The sequence below is a fragment of the Deefgea rivuli DSM 18356 genome, assembly GCF_000620145.1.
Lineage (GTDB): Bacteria > Pseudomonadota > Gammaproteobacteria > Burkholderiales > Chitinibacteraceae > Deefgea > Deefgea rivuli.
The window spans coordinates 112,348-128,045 of the sequence record NZ_KK211084.1 but is presented as its reverse complement, the minus strand read 5'-3'; the positions used below and the strand labels follow the sequence as shown (position 1 = coordinate 128,045).

The following is a 15,698-nucleotide window of genomic DNA, read 5'->3' as shown; positions in this document are numbered from 1 at the left end:
AATGGCGCGTTGCTGGTGGGCTAAAGCCCACCCTACCGCATAGTGAAAATTTATGAAATTCTAAGACGGATCCGTCTGCATGCCACCCAAAAAGAAACGCTGCCCCAGCGATAGGCAGAGCAAGACTGGCACAATCGCCAGCACGGTTGTCGCCAAGACTAGATTGCTGATGCTCGATAGTGGGCCGGTCAGCATATTAAATACGCTGACGGTGACGGGCTGTTTGGCCGCTTCTTTGAGCACCAGCGCTGGCCACAGATAATCATTCCACGCCAGTACCATCGTCATAATCGCCAATGCCGTAATCGCTGGATACGATTGTGGAATCGCGATGTGCCAGAGCAATTGCCATTCTTTTGCGCCATCAACTCGCGCTGCGTCAAAAATTTCTTTGGGTAATTGTTCAAAATATTGCTTCAGTAAAAATACACCCAGCGCGCTGGCGATATTGGGTAGCACCGCTGCGGCATAGGTATTGAGCAGTTTCATGCCGCCTAAAGTTAAATAATTGGGCACGATGCTGACTTCACTGGGAATCATGATTGTCGCGAGCAAAATAATAAACATCACGTTGCGACCATAAAATTCCATTTGCGCGAAAGCAAACGCAGCTGGAATACTCAAAGCCAGCGTCAACGTCACGGTGACGCTACTTAAAATCGCGGAATTGTTCAGATAGTTCAGCAGCGGAAAATCATTAAAGGCGCGTTCAAACCAAGATGTGGTGAATTCTTGCGGCCACAGCGCCGACCAGAGCGGACTTAAATCGCCATCGGCCACATTAAACGCCGCATCGGCTAGGTGAACCACGGCACTGGGATCTTTCGATACACCCACTGACAGTGCCCATAAAAACGGCAACATCATTACCAATACGCCCAGCGTGAGTAGCGTGTAGCGCAGCATGAGCGTGATTAAGCTCAGCAGTGTGATTGAATACGGGCGGTGTGCGCGTGTTGTCGATTGAATTAGCATCCTTTACCCCAAGCGCCGTCTTCGCCCAAAAATTTAAATAAAATGGCAGCAATCATTAAGCACAGCGCTAAGATGATGCTGCTCGCCGCTGCGGCGAGGCCAAAATCGCTGAAAGTAAACGCCACCGCATAGACAAATAACAGCATTGTTACCGTGTCATGAGCGCCACCAGTGAGCACCATCACCTCAACCAGCACTTTGAGCGCACCGATCGTCGATAGCAGCGTGCACAATAAAATCACGGAGCGCAGTGCAGGCAAGGTGACGTGCCAGAATGCTTGCCACGGATTAGTACCATCGAGTTTGGCGGCATCCAATAAATCTTGCGGCACACGCTGCAAGCCAATTAAATACAGCACCATGTAATAGCCGACGTTTTTCCAGATAAAAAAAAGCATGACTGAATACAAAGCAATATGATCATCAGTGACCCAAGCGATATTTTGCCCGTCAGGTAGTAAATCGGCGGCGCTTAATAAACCATTTAAAATGCCTTGAGAAGCAAAAAAATAATCCCAAGCAATTCCCGCAATCGGAATCGCAATAATCACGGGGTAATAGAATCCCGCGCGAAAAAAAGTAATTCCTGGCAGGCGGCGAAACAATAGCATCGCCATGCCGAGCGCGCCAATTTGTAGAATTGGCACGGTAATTAAGAATAACAGTGAGTTTTTGAAGCCGAGCGCGAAATACGGGTTTTGAGTGAGCTCAACATAATTGGCAAAACTATTCCACGCCGTCACGCCGCTAACAATAAAATAATCCATAAACGACAGATAGAGATTGTAGAGTAAGGGCCACAAGCCAAAGAGCAGAAACGGCAAAGCAAAAGGTAGGATAAATAAATAGGCGGTATAAGATTTAACACCGGGTTTTGCCATGACGACCTCTAAGTTTTGTCGCCTTTTATTAAAAGCGGCGACAATATCATTCACAATTATTTTTGCAGCGGGCTCGGCGTGGGCTGCGCAGGCAATCCCAGCATCTGGCTCACGGTGACGAATTCATAGCCACCGGCTTTAAGCCAAGGAATCAACTGTTCGACCGCCGCTAAGGTGTTTTCTCGGCGGCCTCCCGCATCATGCATGAGTACAATGGCTTCCTCATGGATAGCATCTTGGATTGATCTCTCAATTTTATGCGCACCAAATAACATGCGATTTTTATTCCAATCTTGTGTATCAATTGACCATAAAACCACTTTAATGCCGCGCTTGGCTAAATCTTCAATTTGCGCATCAGTGATTTCACCGTAGGGTGGCCGCATCGTGTTGGGCGCAAAGCCGACAATACTGCGAAATTTCTCCTGCGTCGGGCCGATTTCTTCATCCCAATAGCGTTCGGCTAATTCGGATAAATGCGGATGGTTTACTGAATGATTGCCCAATTCATGGCCTGCCTGCCAAACTTCTTTGACCAGATCTTCGCGGCCTTCCATTGATTTGGCGGTCATATAAAACGTCGCCGGCACTTGTTGTTGTTTTAAAATCGCCAGCAAACGGCGCGTGTAGTTACTTGGCCCATCATCAAAAGTGAGTGCAATCCAGCGCCTATGGCTTGCACCTTCTAATACCACTTGCTTTGGATATTTATTCGCTTGCCGTTCCATTTCTTCTAATGGCACTTGATCCCAATTGGGTAAGAAAGCCGTGCGTATTTTTTGTTCGGTTTTAGCTTGATTGGCTGCAATCGTGCTTGCCGCAGGCGGACTCATTGGCCGCCATTCCCACGCGTTCCACGCCAAAAAAAGCAATAGTAGTGCCGTAGCAATATAAATTAATCGTTTTTTCATTTAATAAGGATCATCCGAGTAAAATCGATTTCAAGGCATCCGGAACAAAAATATAATGGCTCATCCTTAAATTGCTGATGTCATCCCTAATTTTTCATAAAAGCGGGATTGGTGGTTTTTTAGCAAAGCCCCGAGTTGATTCTATGACTTTATTCATATTGAATACTTTGCATTTCTTGCTATTTTCGATGTGATTACGGTGTTACTGAGCTTATTCCATTGAGATTAATTCTGGTATTACTTTCGCTGATCTGTTCAGCGCCCGCTTTCGCGCTGCCCACATTCAAAGAAGTGAAAGCTGTGTGGCGCTCATCCGATGTGCTGCTGCTCGATCGGCACGGCGCGCCGCTGCAACGGATACGCGTGGATAAAACGGTAAGAAAACTCGATTGGGTTGCTCTCAATCAAGTGTCGCCAGCATTTCGGCAAGCTTTAGTGATCTCAGAAGATAAGCGCTTTTACCAGCATAGTGGCGTTGATTGGGCGGCGGTGGCGGCGGCGGGTTGGGGCAATGCGGTCAACAGCAAAACGCGCGGCGCGTCGACATTGACGATGCAATTGGTCGGTCTGCTCGATGAAGACCTGCGGCGTGGCGGGGGAGGACGTAGTGTGTGGCAAAAAGCGGGGCAAACCGTCTCAGCCACGTGGTTGGAGCGCAGCTGGACTAAGCCCGAAATTTTAGAAAGCTATCTGAATTTAGTTAGTTTTCGGGGTGAATTGGTTGGTATTTCTGCGCTGTCTGCCACTTTATTTGGTAAAGCGGCGAGCGGTTTGGATGCGCGCGAAGCGGCGATTGCGGTGGCTTTGCTGCGTGCACCGAATGCGCCAGTCGCCAAAGTCGCGGAGCGCGCTTGCGGGATTGTGACGGCGATGAAGGCCGGCGATTGCCGAGGGTTGGCGGGTGAAACCGCCGTCGCGCTGGCGCAAACTTCGCCGCGTTTCTCAAGCAACGAGCAGCTTGCACCGCATTTTGCGCGCTATGTGCTCGCCGCGCAGCCGCAAGCGGCGGGCACGCAAATTAAAACCACGATCGATGCTGATATTCAGCGCTTTGCCACGCAAGTTTTACGCCGCACCGTGGGCGAATTGAGCAATCGAAATGTCGAAGATGGCGCGGTGCTGGTGCTGGATAATGCGAGCGGCGACGTGCTGGCGTGGGTGGGGTCGAGCGGAGATTGGTCACGCGCGACGGATGTAGATTTTGTGTTGGCCGAGCGGCAAGCTGGCTCGACGTTGAAACCATTTTTGTATCAGCAAGCGATTGCCGGGCGTTGGCTCACCGCCGCATCTTTGCTCGACGATAGCCCGCTCAATCTCAATACGGCGACTGGGCTCTACAATCCGCAAAATTACGATAAAAGCTATAAAGGCCCCGTGTCGGTGCGCACCGCTTTGGCTTCGTCGCTGAATATTCCAGCGGTGCGAACGATACAAATGGTGACGCCGCGCGCGTTTCGCGATCAATTGTTTGCACTGGGGCTGAGCACCTTAAAGCAAGACGGCGATTTTTATGGCTTTAGTTTGGCGCTCGGCGGTGCTGATGTGCGCTTGCTGGATTTAAGCAATGCTTACCGTGCTTTGGCGAATACTGGGGTGTATAGCCTACCACGTATGATTAGTAATAGTTCAGCGGTCAATACCCAAAGGGTACTGGATAAGGCGAGTAGCTTTATCGTTGGCGATATTTTGTCCGACCGAAATGCGCGCGCAACAACGTTTGGGCTAGAGAATGTATTGGCAACGCGCTTTTGGACTGCGGTGAAAACGGGTACTAGTAAAGACATGCGCGATAACTGGAGCATCGGTTTTAGCCGTAAATACACCGTCGGCGTCTGGGTGGGCAATGCCAGCGGCGCGCCGATGTGGGATGTGTCCGGCATGCACGGCGCAGCGCCAGTGTGGCAGGCGGTAATGAATCGCCTGCATGAACGGATTCCATCCAAAGCGCCGCCGCTGATGGCGGGCGTTGAAGCGCTCAGTATTCAATATGAAAATCGCATCGAAGCGCCACGCCGCGAATTGTTTTTAGCGGGAACAGGTCGTGAAATGATTTACGCGGCGAATACCGCACAGCAGCCCATCGGCATTACCGCGCCTATCGACGGCGCAATTTATGCGCTCGATCCTGACATTCCGCCGAATAATCAGCGCATCGTGTTCCACGCCGCAGGTACCAAGCAAGCGATCTGGTGGCTGAACAAAAAACGCATCGGCCAAGGGGAAAAAATTTCTTGGTTCCCGTGGCCGGGACGTTACCGACTAGAAATGCGCGATGCGGCAGGGAAGGTGTTGGCTGGCGTGAAGTTTGAAGTGCGTGGGGCGGGTTTGAAATAGTGTCTGGATATTGGCTTGGATGCTTTATAAATAAATTTTTACAGCGATATACCTAATCTCAAGGTTTTTCTGAGTTGTGTAGGATCAAGACTGGCCGTTGAACAAGAAAAAAGACCGCGATTGCGGTCTTTTGAATTTTTACGGCAAGAGTTGATTATTTTGTTTTGCGGCGACGAGCAGCAAGCAAACCCATCAAGCCCATTCCCATCAAAGCATAAGTCTCTGGTTCTGGCACAGGTGCCGTTACCAATTGAACTTCACTGAATGAAGAATAAGTCGTGTAACTAGCATCGCTCGCAAAATTACTCAGTGTGATTTGATTTGTTGCGACATTTGCAAACAAGCTGCCAATGAAGCTGATTTTTTCATTCGTTTTGGTGCCGTAACTATTCGTGAAATCACCCCATGCAGTGCTGTTAAAGCGTTGGGTTGTACCGTTAATAGTCACATCCAAAGCGGATAGATTACCTGGAATACCATTCCCTGAAGATTGGCCACCGAAGATGTTTAACTCAGTCAATTTATAAAATTGATCAAGGTGCAAGGTAATTGTGCTGTTATCTGAATTGCTAATGAGATGAGAGGCATTATTGTTGCTACCAATTAAGCCGTCATTCAATGTGCCGCTACCGCCAGAATAATTGAATAAACCGTTATTTTGCGCAGTAATCAAGCCGTTGTAGGTGTGATTCCAACCGCCATAACCACTGGTATGCACATTGCTCATGTCATAGCTAGAAATGCTTGCTTGGGCAAAGCTTGCAACGGTGAGTAAACTTAAAGCTAATAGTTTCATGGTTTCGTCCTTGTCTTTAAAAATATTGCTGTTATTTGAGGCTTTATTTTAATGGCATATTTAAAATCCCCACTCTTTGGTGAAGGCTTGTTGTAAGAATGAAACGTGATTTTTTTGAGATTTCATAAGGTTTGTGATGCACTTCACTCTTGTTGCTGTTTATTTAAAGCGTTTCGTTCTTGCAAAGAAGATTGTCAGTGTTGTTCTTGCTGATTAGTGATGCTTTCTGAATTTGAAGTCGGTTACATAGGGCGGCATTAATTTATTAAGGCTTATCGATTTTAATCAGGACGTTTACGGTGTTTTTCTTGTTGTGAAAATCTACGCTTGTGAGCGAGGTAATTGCTTCAAAAGCTGAACGATAGTAAAAGAATCGTGCAATTAAATTGCGATAAAAATAACTTAACAGACAGAGAACAGAGATGAAAATGAATGCACTGAGAGTGGCGAGTTTGGCGGCGTTGTTGCTAGCATCAAGTTATAGCAATGCAGCAATTAGCTCACAATGGGCCAATGGCGTGACTGATTTTAGTAGTCAATGGAGCACAGGTAGCTGGAGCGCGCAGCAAGTGCTTGGTGCTCCTGATACGTTTAGCTATGGCGATATTGGCTCTGCTTGGGCTCCAGCGCCAATGAATGGCAGCCAAGAGTTTATCTCTTTGAGCTTTGCCGAAGCAGTTTATTCTGTTGGCGCTTTGATTCGCGAAACCTATGGCAATGGCTTTGTGACTCGCATCGATGCCATCGATAGCAATAATCAGGCTTTTGCCGTTTGGAGCGGTACGGACACCAGCCAAGCTGGCGCGCCAGTCGATTTCATGCCGACGTGGTCACAAACCTCATTTTTGACTAAAGGCCTGAAAATTTATGTGAATACCAATCACAACTTAGGTGCTTGGGAAGAAATCGATGCGGTGGCCTTGCAAGGCGTTGCGCCAGTGCCTGAGCCAGAAACTTATGCCTTGATGGGCATGGGTTTGCTCGGCTTACTCGCAGCACGTCGTAAAAAACGCTAAGCATTGAAGTGCTGATCAGTTGCGCTTGATGCGCCGCTGAAAATCGCAGCGCGCATTGCGCTTGGTGAAGAATGAATAAGCGCCATTGATAGCCAATGGCGCTTATTTTTTAGCTACTACAGAATGACTGTTTGGGCTGCTGTAGTGGAACTACGTAACAAAAGTGCCACGCTATTTATGCACCAGCACCCGCCAACTCGCTGAAGCCCACACTCTATTTTCGTTCAAACCACAGCTTCATTCCTAATACCGCTCCCGCTAAAATCAAGGTGACTGCATTGGCTGCGATAAGGGGTATATCGCCGAGCATGATTCCATACAAAAGCCACAGCAATACACCCAGTATAAAGATCAAGTACATGCCTAAGGAAATATCCTTGGCCGAGCGGCTAGACCAAACTTGCCAAACTTGTGGAATGAAGGCCGCAGTCGTACACGCTGCGGCAATTAAGCCAATCGTATTGATTAAACTCATCGCCGTTACTCCCGTATTTCAAGCACTAAACCTTCCGCGTTAGATTGCACATCAACAGACTGAAAATCCGCCAGCACGCACAGCACATCTGGATGCAATTTGTGCTCGCCGCCAATTTGAATCACGCGGCAGCCGGCGGCCAAGGCGCTGGCAATACCGGCGGGCGCATCTTCAAATGCCAAGCAGTCGGCCGGATTTTGGCCGAGGCGCTGTGCGGCAAGGCGATAAATTTGTGGATCGGGCTTACCTGCGCTGACTTGTTCGGCGCACACCATCGTGTCGGGTACGGGGATTTGGCAGTGTTGCAAGCGAGCTAATGCAGGAGCAAGGCAGGCCGATGTGGCAATCGTCCAGAGTACCTGCGGGATTTTTGCCAGCAAAGTACGTGCACCAGCGACTTCGATAATGCCTTCGCAATCGGTGACTTCCATATCATCAATCCACGCGCATTCGGCGGGGATATCCAGATGCGGTGCGATTTTGCGAATGGTATCTTCCGAGCGTACGCCTTGCTGAATCGCCATCACGCTCGCTAAATCAACGCCGTGGCGTTCGCACCAAATGCCCCAGATGTCTTCAACTTTGACACTGGAATCGACCAGCGTGCCGTCCATATCAAATAAAAAAGCGCTGCAGCTAAAGCGTGGCATGAATGAGTTCCTTGATGAATGATGCATTCATTTTGCATGGCATCAATCTGCTTATGTTCCTGTTTTGGATGTATTTCTTCTACAATTAGCTCATTAACTTGTGAGGACTTGCGCTTATGCTGGTCAAAGAATGGATTGCCCCTACGCCGGGGCAAAGCTGGCAGTATTTCTATTCCGCCGATCATTTATGTCCGTTTCAATGGCATTACCATCCCGAATTCGAGCTGACATTCACGCAAAACGCCCGCGGCATGCGCTATGTTGGCGGCGATGCGGCGGAATTTGGCGCGCTGGATTTGGTCTTGGTCGCGCCCAATCAGCCGCATACGTGGCAAGCGGCGACGAATATCGATGGCAGTTTGCAAACGGTGCAAGTGGCTTTTTTTACTTTGGAGTGGCTGCAAACACTGGCGGCGCAAGGCGCGCCCGAATTACTGCCACTGAGCCGTTGGCTGGCGCAAATTCGCCAAGGCGTCGTGTTTGGTGCGGCCATGGCACAAACGCTACAGCCGAAATTTACTGAGTTACACCATGCGCGGGGTTTGGCGCGGCTGATGTGTTTGCTGGATATTTTGTGCCAACTGCAACACGATCCCGATTTGCGCCTGTTGCAAGGCCAAGCGGTAGCGCAAATTCAAGACACGCGCTTGGCCTCGGCCTTGCATTACCTGCAACAGCATTACACCGAAGCGATCACGCTGGATGATTTGGCGCGCGTTGCCAAAGCCAGCAGTGCGACGGTGAAACGCCTGCTCGCGGTGCAAATGCAAACCAACTTTAGCGCGCTGTTGGCACAATTGCGCATTGGTCACGCCTGCAATTTATTGCATGCGACGACGTTGCCGATTCCGGCGTTGGCGCAAGCGAGTGGTTTTCCGAGCTTGAGCCAGTTTTATCGAAAATTTACTGAGCTAAAAAATACCTCGCCAGCCAGTTATCGTAAAAATCTAAGCAATCAAACGCTACTGCCGCAATAAGTTGAAAACCGCGCTGTTCTGCCATTGAATTGGCTTGTGACAGCATAAATCAGGGCAATTTATCGCAGATGCCTGATGAAGTCTTGCTTTTGCCGTCTTGGAAGCTGCAAAATCGGCGAGAACGATTCATTTCGCAAATTCTGTAGTCTGGCGCTGCCCGCCGTCTAAACCCTAATAAGAAGGATTACGCCATGAGCACCCGTGTTTTATTTGTTGAAGATGACGCCGAATTGGCCGAGCTGATTGGCGGCTTTTTGCGCTCGTTTGAGTTTACGGTGGAAGTGATGGGTGATGGTTTGGGTGTGAATGACAGCGTCAAAGCCAATCCGCCTGAGCTGGTGCTGCTGGATATTATGTTGCCGGGTAAAGACGGCCTAACGATTTGCCGCGAGCTGCGCGAGTTTTATACCGGGCCGATTATTCTGTTGACCTCGCTCAATAGCGATATGAATCAGATTTTGGGTTTTGAAATCGGTGCAACGGATTACGTGGTGAAAACCACGCCGCCATCGGTGCTGTTGGCGCGGATACGCTCACATTTGCGCCACGCGGGTAGCGGTAGCTTGCTCGCCGCCGTACCCGTACAAGATCAATCGCGGCTCAATTTTGGCAAGTTGCAAATTGACGCCAGAAACCGCAGTGCTGTGTATCGCGGTGAGCAAATGGGTTTGTCGAGTAGCGACTTTGATTTGCTGTGGGAATTGGCCAGCCACGCCGGTGAAATCCTCAGCCGCGATCACTTGCTGAAAAAACTGCGCGGCATCGAATACGATGGCCTTGATCGTAGTATGGATGTGGCGATTTCCCGCCTACGTAAAAAACTCGACGACGATCCGATTGATCCCCGCAAAATCAAAACCATCCGTAATAAGGGGTATTTGTTTGCGAGCGATATCTGGCAAGACGAGTAGCCATATACCCATTGGATCACGAAATGCACGAACGAACAGCAAAAAACACGAAAGTAAACCAAACATCAACAGACCCTAAGGGGACGGCTCGAAATAACTTCCAGAAACATCGCTCTCAATAAAGTCGTCATCCCCGAGCGCTCTTATCGGGGATCCAGCTGCGCAGCTGGATTCCCGCCACAGACACGCGGGAATGACGATACTTTGTAGCACGAAGTTAATCTGATCCACATACCTTTAGTTGGTTTGTCATTTCGTGTCTTTTGCTTCGTGCTTTTCGTGATCCTCTGCTTTTCTTGGCCGTAGGCCATTTGTTACGGATTCTCCATGCGCCAAGTCTTTCTGCGATTTTATTTAACGGTAGTGGTGTGTTTTTTGGCGACGTCCTTGCTGATCGGCGGGATTTATAAACAGCTGATCGAGCGCACCAACCAGCGTTATCTCACCGATATTTTTAAATCCACCGTCTCGATTATCGAGGAAGAGCTTGGCGATTTGCCGCCGTCTTTATGGCATGACGAAGCCTCGCGTTTGCGCGGCAAGCTGCCGGTGCCGGTGCAAATTGAAACGCTCGGTGAATATTCCTTAACGCCTGAGAATCAAAAGTCGCTTGAAAAAGGCGACATTATTCTATTGCTGGATAAAGGCTTATATATTCACCGGATCCATAAAACCGATCAAATCGTTGTGCTTGGGCCAATTCCGTTTCTGACTGATTTAGATAATATTTCTTGGCTGGATTTCTTGGCGCTGTTTTTGATGGGCGCTGCGCTGGGTTTGCCAACGTGGTTGTGGCTGCGGCCTTTTTGGCGAGATTTGCTGCAAATCATTCAGCAAAGCCGCCGCGTAGGGCAGGGCGATTTTGCAGCGCGCGTGGCACTCGACGAAAGCTCGGCGCTTGCTTCTTTGGGCGTCACGTTTAATGGTATGGCGCACGATGTGGAAGAACTCACTGCATCGCGCCGCGCGATGATCGATGCGGTATCGCATGATTTACGCACGCCGTTGGCGCGGATGCGTTATCGCTTAGAAGCGATTAAATCTGGCGCGGATGCTGGCGCGCAAGTCGCGGCGATTGAGCGCGATTTGGGACAGATTGACGAGCTGATCGAAGAATGGCTGACGATGTCTAGCCTCGATAGCCCGCAAATGCAGATGAATATTCAGCCGCAAGCAATGATTCCATGGCTGAATAAAATCGCGGTCGAATTTAGTTTGGATGGCAAAGCGCCGGAGTTGATCTGCCAAATCGAAGCAAACGATCCGTATATGGATATAGATAGCTATTACTTAGGTCGGGCGGTCAGTAATGTGCTGAGCAATGCGCGGCGTTATGGTGGCGATCATATTGTGATGACCTTGAGCTGGAGTGATGGTCAGGCCAGCTTGATGATTGATGATAATGGCGAGGGGATTCCGCAAGAGCAGCGTAGCCGCTTGCTGCAACCGTTTACGCGCATCGAAGGTAGCCGTAATAAAGCCACCGGTGGTTTTGGTTTGGGCTTGGCGATTGTGGCGATGATTGCGCGTGGCCATGGTGGCAGTGTGAGTATTGATACCGCGCCACAAGGTGGTGCACGGATTATTCTGCTTTGGCCTACGCCATTGCGTAGTTTGAGCTAGTTGGAGCATCCCCGCTTTTTAGCGAGCTGATTCGCAGAATGGATCGGCAAAATGAGGCTAGGGTCTGCGATAGTGATCTAGAGCCTAAGCCTCCCTTTAAGTGCCAAGTTATTACAGATGCAAAATCATTTTCATTGGCAGTTAAAAAATGTTGTTTGCGTAATTTAACTACGTACTTTCAGTTACAAGACGCAACCAAGGACTTCTCGTTTCTTACTGATGGCGGTCGCATAATCCACTCCGTTAAAGCCGAAAATTAATCGGCTCACCTAATTTAAGAGATGAAAACCATGAACAAGATCCTCGCACTCGTTGCTGCTGCTGTATTGGCTTCTACTGTTGCTGTTGCGGCAACTGCACCAGCATCAACTGCTTCTGCAGTGACGCCAGTTAAAGTTGAAAAACACGCGAAGAAAGCTTCTGCTGCTTCTAAAGCATCTGCTGCTCAAAAAGCTCAAGCTAAAAAAGCTTCTGGCGCTTCAGTAGCATCTGCTGCTCAAAAAGCTCAAGCTAAAAAAGCTTCTGGTGCTTCAGTAGCTTCTGCTGCACAAAAAGCACAATCTAAAAAAGCATCTGCTGTAGCTTCTAAAGCTTCTGCTGCACAAAAAGCACAATCTAAAAAAGCATCTGCTGTAGCTTCTAAAGCTTCTGCTGCACAAAAAGCACAATCTAAAAAAGCATCTGCTGTAGCTTCTAAAGCTTCTGCTGCGCAAAAAGCACAATCTAAAAAAGCATCTGCCGTAGCTTCTAAAGCTTCTGCTACTGCTCAAAAAGCTCAAGCTAAAAAAGCATCTGCTGCTTCTGCTGTAGCTGCTTCTAAAGCATCTGCTGCTGCCGCTAAGTAATTCTTAGCTGTTGAGTAGTACCGAAAAGGGGCGCTTCGGCGTCCTTTTTTGCATTCTGTCGCGAGAATCTAAATGACGTTTGAAGAAAAACTGGGTATTTCGCTGGGCTTGGGGATTAGCGCCTTGGTGTTGTTCGGCGCAATTGCGTTGGCATTCAAGCACGCACCGCCACATTCCGTAGCGAAATCTAGCCCCAAACCCTTGCCAGTCATGATCAGTGCCGCGAGTATTGCCGCGCCGGACAATGCTGAAATCGCCGCGCAGCATCGTGAACTGTTTTTTGGTACGGATGATAGAGTTGTGATTTCTGCGCCTTATCCCGCGCCCTTTGCCGCGATTGGCCAGTTGCTCACCAAAAATAATTACACCTGCACTGCGACCTTGGTCGCGCCGGATTTAGCGGTGACGGCAGCGCATTGTTTTATGATGGAAGCCAAAAAAGCCGATACCGGCTTATGGTTTAAAGCTGGCTTTCATCAGGGCGAATATCAGGCCAAATATCAGGTGTTAACACAAGTGTTTCACCCTGCCTTTAAGCGTGGTTTGAAATACAAAGGCGATGATGTGTATATCTTGCCGCAAGCCGCCGAGCACGATATTGCATGGTTGAAGCTGCGGTTGGTCGAAGGCATTGCGCCGCAACCGATGCCGCTATTTCAAGGTACGCGTACCGAACTGGATGTTGAGTTTAAATCGGCCAAGATGCTGCTCAATCAAGGCGGTTTTGCTGAAGATCACGATGCCATTTTGACTGCGCATTTGGGCTGTCAGCTGAGCGAATTCCGTGAAAACAATACGCTCTATCACCGATGCGATACGCTATCGGGCGATTCGGGTTCCCCGATTTGGCTCACCACAGCCAAAGGCCCGCTACTCATCGGCGTACAAAGTTCAGCGCCCGATTGGTTTAACCGTAAACAAGCCGATAATGTGGGCGTTACGGTGCTCCAGTTACCGATGCTGAAAAAATAATTATGCTTGGTATTTGCTTGTAGCCATTATCTGTAAATGGCTACGTTAATATACCTATTGGTGTTTTGTTTTTTGACCGTGCCGCTTCCTGCCGCTGGCGGCTTTCCGTTACAATAAAGCGACACAGAGGGGATCATCATGGATATCAAACAATATATGCAAGACGTCGGTCGCGCGGCGCGTGCGGCGAGCCGACTGATGGCCAAAGCCAATACCGGCGCGAAAAACGCAGCACTGAATGCCATCGCCGATGCAATCGAGCGCGACGCCGCGCTCTTGCTCGCCGCCAACCAACAAGATATGGATCAAGCCCGCGCCGATGGTCTGGAGCCTGCATTGCTCGACCGCTTGCAATTGACTGATAAAACCATCGCGACGATGGCGCAAGGCCTGCGTGAAATGGTCGCCTTGCCAGATCCGGTCGGCGAAATGGGTGATTTCAAATATCGCCCAAGTGGCATTCAAGTCGGCAAAATGCGCGTTCCGTTAGGTGTGATCGGCATTATTTACGAAGCCCGCCCGAACGTAACGGCGGACGCGGCTGGTCTCTGTATTAAATCGGGCAATGCAACAATTCTGCGCGGTGGTCGTGAAGCATTTCATTGCAATCAAGCGATTGCCTTGTGTGTCAAAGAAGGTTTGGCAACTGCGGGTTTGCCAGCCAGCGCAGTGCAAATTATTGAAACTGCGGATCGCGCTGCGGTCGGCGAATTGATTACGATGTCCGAATTTGTCGACGTGATTATTCCACGTGGCGGCAAAGGCTTGATTGAACGTATTTCTCGCGATGCCCGTGTGCCAGTGATTAAGCATCTGGACGGTATTTGCCATGTGTATATCGACAATGAAGCCGATCCAGTCAAAGCCGTTCGCATTGCGGATAACGCCAAAACGCATAGATACGCACCGTGCAATACGATGGAAACGCTGTTGGTGAATAAACAAATCGCTGCGACGATCTTGCCACAAATCGCCGCGATCTACCGCGAAAAAGGCGTAGAAATGCGCGGCTGTGCGGCAACGCAAGCGATTTTGCCAGATGCAATTGCGGCGACGGAAGAAGATTGGCGCACAGAATACCTCGCACCAATTATCGCGATTCGTGTCGTGAGCGATTTGGATCAAGCAATGGATCACATCAATACCTATGGCAGTCACCATACTGATGCGATTGTCACTGAAAACTACACCAAATCACGTCAATTTCTGCGTGAAGTCGATTCCGCTTCAGTAATGATTAACGCGTCAACGCGCTTTGCTGACGGTTTTGAATACGGTTTGGGCGCTGAAATCGGCATTTCAACCGACAAAATCCACGCGCGTGGTCCAGTCGGTTTGGAAGGGCTGACCAGCGAAAAATGGATCGTGTTTGGTGATGGCGAGATTCGGGCGTAAGCGATGACTGTTCCTACTGAATTACTCGCGCTGCGCGAGCAAATCGATGCGCTCGACCAACAGCTATTTAGCGTATTGGCCGAGCGCTTCAAAGTGACCGCGCAAGTGGGAGAGTTGAAAAAGAAGTTTCAACTCCCCGCGCAAGACGTGGCTCGCGAAGCGCAGCAGCTTGAAAAAACGGCAAAATTAATTGCCGATGCGGGCCTGAATGCCGAATTTGCATTGCGAGTGCAGCGCTTGATTTTGGATGAAGTCGTCGCGCAGCATAAGCAATGCTGATCACATCCTAACTATGCAAAAAATCGGCATTTTCGGTGGCACGTTTGATCCGATTCACTACGGGCATTTGGCTTTGGCGCGTTGTATGCGCGACAGTTTGGCGCTGGATGAAGTTCGGCTGATTCCGACCGGTTTACCGCCACATCGCGCCGTGTCGGCAGTTTCCCCCGCGCAGCGTTTGGCGTGGGTGAGGGCGGCGATTGTGGGTGAAGCAGGTTTGCTCGCCGATGATCGAGAAGTTCGCCGCAATGGTTACTGCTACACCTTTGATACTTTAAGCGAAATTCAGGCCGAAAATCCGCAAGCCTTGTTGGTTTGGCTGATAGGTGCTGATTCTTGGGGCAATTTGCCCACTTGGCATCGTTGGCGTGAATTATTGGATTTGGGGCATTTGCTGATTGCGGCGCGGCCGAATTTTGAGATCGATGCCGAAAATTCGCGCTTAAGCCCTGATTTAGCAGAAGAATTTGCTAATCGGCACGTAATAGCCAACACCGACACACTGTCTCAGGGTAAAATCAGCTTATTATCCAGCCCACTGCTGCCTGTATCGTCGACACAAGTGCGTGATCTATTGTCACGTGGGGAAGATGTTTCAGCGCTCACCCCCGTGTCCGGTCTTCTTGGCCAGAGTGGGTTTTACCGTTTTTGAAGGAAA

General features: G+C 49.6%; 16 protein-coding genes. 10 read left to right on the top strand and 6 right to left on the bottom strand.

Annotated features, from left to right (window positions below; all coding sequences use genetic code 11):
• Window positions 1-60 precede the first annotated feature (60 nt).
• From Q320_RS0117555 to Q320_RS0117545, 3 genes are read right to left on the bottom strand one after another with little or no spacing between them, the layout of a single operon-like run.
• A complete protein-coding gene (locus Q320_RS0117555; RefSeq protein ID WP_051534871.1) occupies window positions 61-975 on the bottom strand; it encodes a carbohydrate ABC transporter permease in 915 nt (304 codons plus the stop codon).
• Complete coding sequence (locus tag Q320_RS0117550; protein WP_027470083.1) at window positions 969-1,856, bottom strand: carbohydrate ABC transporter permease; 888 nt, start codon at window positions 1,854-1,856, stop codon at window positions 969-971. The genes Q320_RS0117555 and Q320_RS0117550 overlap by 7 nt, the downstream gene beginning before the upstream one ends.
• A gap of 56 nt (window positions 1,857-1,912) precedes the next feature.
• Window positions 1,913-2,767 (bottom strand): polysaccharide deacetylase family protein, encoded by an 855-nt coding sequence (locus tag Q320_RS0117545; protein ID WP_027470082.1) that lies wholly within the window; start codon window positions 2,765-2,767, stop codon window positions 1,913-1,915.
• 300 nt (window positions 2,768-3,067) lie between these two features.
• Between Q320_RS0117545 and pbpC the strand changes: the two genes are divergently transcribed.
• Entirely contained in the window at window positions 3,068-5,101 is a 2,034-nt protein-coding gene (pbpC, locus tag Q320_RS0117540; protein WP_245591041.1) for a penicillin-binding protein 1C, read from the top strand.
• 154 nt (window positions 5,102-5,255) lie between these two features.
• Here the strand turns inward: pbpC and Q320_RS0117535 are convergent, their stop codons facing one another.
• A complete protein-coding gene (locus tag Q320_RS0117535; RefSeq protein WP_027470080.1) occupies window positions 5,256-5,897 on the bottom strand; it encodes a PEP-CTERM sorting domain-containing protein in 642 nt (213 codons plus the stop codon).
• A 428-nt stretch (window positions 5,898-6,325) separates the two neighbouring features.
• Between Q320_RS0117535 and Q320_RS0117530 the strand changes: the two genes are divergently transcribed.
• Window positions 6,326-6,913: a PEP-CTERM sorting domain-containing protein gene (locus tag Q320_RS0117530; protein ID WP_169734473.1), complete on the top strand. Its 588-nt coding sequence runs from the start codon at window positions 6,326-6,328 to the stop codon at window positions 6,911-6,913.
• Window positions 6,914-7,127: 214 nt separating this feature from the next.
• Here Q320_RS0117530 and Q320_RS0117520 read toward each other — a convergent pair whose 3' ends face one another.
• Together Q320_RS0117520 and Q320_RS0117515 are read right to left on the bottom strand one after the other, a co-directional pair.
• The gene (locus tag Q320_RS0117520; RefSeq protein ID WP_027470078.1) at window positions 7,128-7,388 is read right to left on the bottom strand and encodes a SemiSWEET transporter; all 261 of its coding nucleotides are present in this window, start codon (window positions 7,386-7,388) and stop codon (window positions 7,128-7,130) included.
• 5 nt (window positions 7,389-7,393) lie between these two features.
• Window positions 7,394-8,038, bottom strand: a complete 645-nt coding sequence (locus Q320_RS0117515; protein ID WP_027470077.1) for an HAD-IA family hydrolase — start codon at window positions 8,036-8,038, stop codon at window positions 7,394-7,396.
• Window positions 8,039-8,154: 116 nt separating this feature from the next.
• On the opposite strand from Q320_RS0117515, the gene Q320_RS20470 reads away from it, so the two are divergent.
• The 8 genes from Q320_RS20470 to nadD all read left to right on the top strand — a co-directional run bounded on the left by Q320_RS20470 (window position 8,155) and on the right by nadD (window position 15,692).
• Window positions 8,155-9,015 carry a helix-turn-helix domain-containing protein gene (locus tag Q320_RS20470; protein ID WP_051534870.1) on the top strand — a complete coding sequence of 287 codons (861 nt, stop codon included), beginning with the start codon at window positions 8,155-8,157 and terminating at the stop codon, window positions 9,013-9,015.
• Window positions 9,016-9,206: 191 nt separating this feature from the next.
• A complete protein-coding gene (rstA, locus tag Q320_RS0117505; RefSeq protein ID WP_027470076.1) occupies window positions 9,207-9,926 on the top strand; it encodes a two-component system response regulator RstA in 720 nt (239 codons plus the stop codon).
• Window positions 9,927-10,253: 327 nt separating this feature from the next.
• A complete protein-coding gene (locus tag Q320_RS0117500; RefSeq protein WP_027470075.1) occupies window positions 10,254-11,549 on the top strand; it encodes an ATP-binding protein in 1,296 nt (431 codons plus the stop codon).
• Window positions 11,550-11,839: 290 nt separating this feature from the next.
• On the top strand, window positions 11,840-12,394 hold the full coding sequence (locus tag Q320_RS20465) for a hypothetical protein (protein WP_051534869.1): 555 nt from the start codon (window positions 11,840-11,842) through the stop codon (window positions 12,392-12,394).
• A 72-nt stretch (window positions 12,395-12,466) separates the two neighbouring features.
• The gene (locus Q320_RS0117485) at window positions 12,467-13,366 is read left to right on the top strand and encodes a trypsin-like serine peptidase (RefSeq protein ID WP_027470073.1); all 900 of its coding nucleotides are present in this window, start codon (window positions 12,467-12,469) and stop codon (window positions 13,364-13,366) included.
• Window positions 13,367-13,504: 138 nt separating this feature from the next.
• Complete coding sequence (locus Q320_RS0117480) at window positions 13,505-14,761, top strand: glutamate-5-semialdehyde dehydrogenase (RefSeq protein ID WP_027470072.1); 1,257 nt, start codon at window positions 13,505-13,507, stop codon at window positions 14,759-14,761.
• Between the two features lie 3 nt (window positions 14,762-14,764).
• Complete coding sequence (locus Q320_RS0117475; protein ID WP_027470071.1) at window positions 14,765-15,040, top strand: chorismate mutase; 276 nt, start codon at window positions 14,765-14,767, stop codon at window positions 15,038-15,040.
• Between the two features lie 13 nt (window positions 15,041-15,053).
• The gene (gene nadD / locus Q320_RS0117470; protein ID WP_035854217.1) at window positions 15,054-15,692 is read left to right on the top strand and encodes a nicotinate-nucleotide adenylyltransferase; all 639 of its coding nucleotides are present in this window, start codon (window positions 15,054-15,056) and stop codon (window positions 15,690-15,692) included.
• The last annotated feature ends 6 nt before the right edge of the window (window positions 15,693-15,698 follow it).

Excerpts from the sequence above, each read along its gene's own strand:
- Q320_RS0117555 (WP_051534871.1), bottom strand. The coding sequence starts at position 975 with ATGCTAATTCAATCGACAACACGCGCACACCGCCCGTATTCAATCACA.
- Q320_RS0117550 (WP_027470083.1), bottom strand. The coding sequence starts at position 1,856 with ATGGCAAAACCCGGTGTTAAATCTTATACCGCCTATTTATTTATCCTA.
- Q320_RS0117545 (WP_027470082.1), bottom strand. The coding sequence starts at position 2,767 with ATGAAAAAACGATTAATTTATATTGCTACGGCACTACTATTGCTTTTT.
- Q320_RS0117535 (WP_027470080.1), bottom strand. The coding sequence starts at position 5,897 with ATGAAACTATTAGCTTTAAGTTTACTCACCGTTGCAAGCTTTGCCCAA.
- Q320_RS0117530 (WP_169734473.1), top strand. The coding sequence starts at position 6,326 with ATGAATGCACTGAGAGTGGCGAGTTTGGCGGCGTTGTTGCTAGCATCA.
- Q320_RS0117520 (WP_027470078.1), bottom strand. The coding sequence starts at position 7,388 with ATGAGTTTAATCAATACGATTGGCTTAATTGCCGCAGCGTGTACGACT.
- Q320_RS0117515 (WP_027470077.1), bottom strand. The coding sequence starts at position 8,038 with ATGCCACGCTTTAGCTGCAGCGCTTTTTTATTTGATATGGACGGCACG.
- Q320_RS20470 (WP_051534870.1), top strand. The coding sequence starts at position 8,155 with ATGCTGGTCAAAGAATGGATTGCCCCTACGCCGGGGCAAAGCTGGCAG.
- rstA (WP_027470076.1), top strand. The coding sequence starts at position 9,207 with ATGAGCACCCGTGTTTTATTTGTTGAAGATGACGCCGAATTGGCCGAG.
- Q320_RS0117500 (WP_027470075.1), top strand. The coding sequence starts at position 10,254 with ATGCGCCAAGTCTTTCTGCGATTTTATTTAACGGTAGTGGTGTGTTTT.
- Q320_RS20465 (WP_051534869.1), top strand. The coding sequence starts at position 11,840 with ATGAACAAGATCCTCGCACTCGTTGCTGCTGCTGTATTGGCTTCTACT.
- Q320_RS0117485 (WP_027470073.1), top strand. The coding sequence starts at position 12,467 with ATGACGTTTGAAGAAAAACTGGGTATTTCGCTGGGCTTGGGGATTAGC.
- Q320_RS0117480 (WP_027470072.1), top strand. The coding sequence starts at position 13,505 with ATGGATATCAAACAATATATGCAAGACGTCGGTCGCGCGGCGCGTGCG.
- Q320_RS0117475 (WP_027470071.1), top strand. The coding sequence starts at position 14,765 with ATGACTGTTCCTACTGAATTACTCGCGCTGCGCGAGCAAATCGATGCG.
- nadD (WP_035854217.1), top strand. The coding sequence starts at position 15,054 with ATGCAAAAAATCGGCATTTTCGGTGGCACGTTTGATCCGATTCACTAC.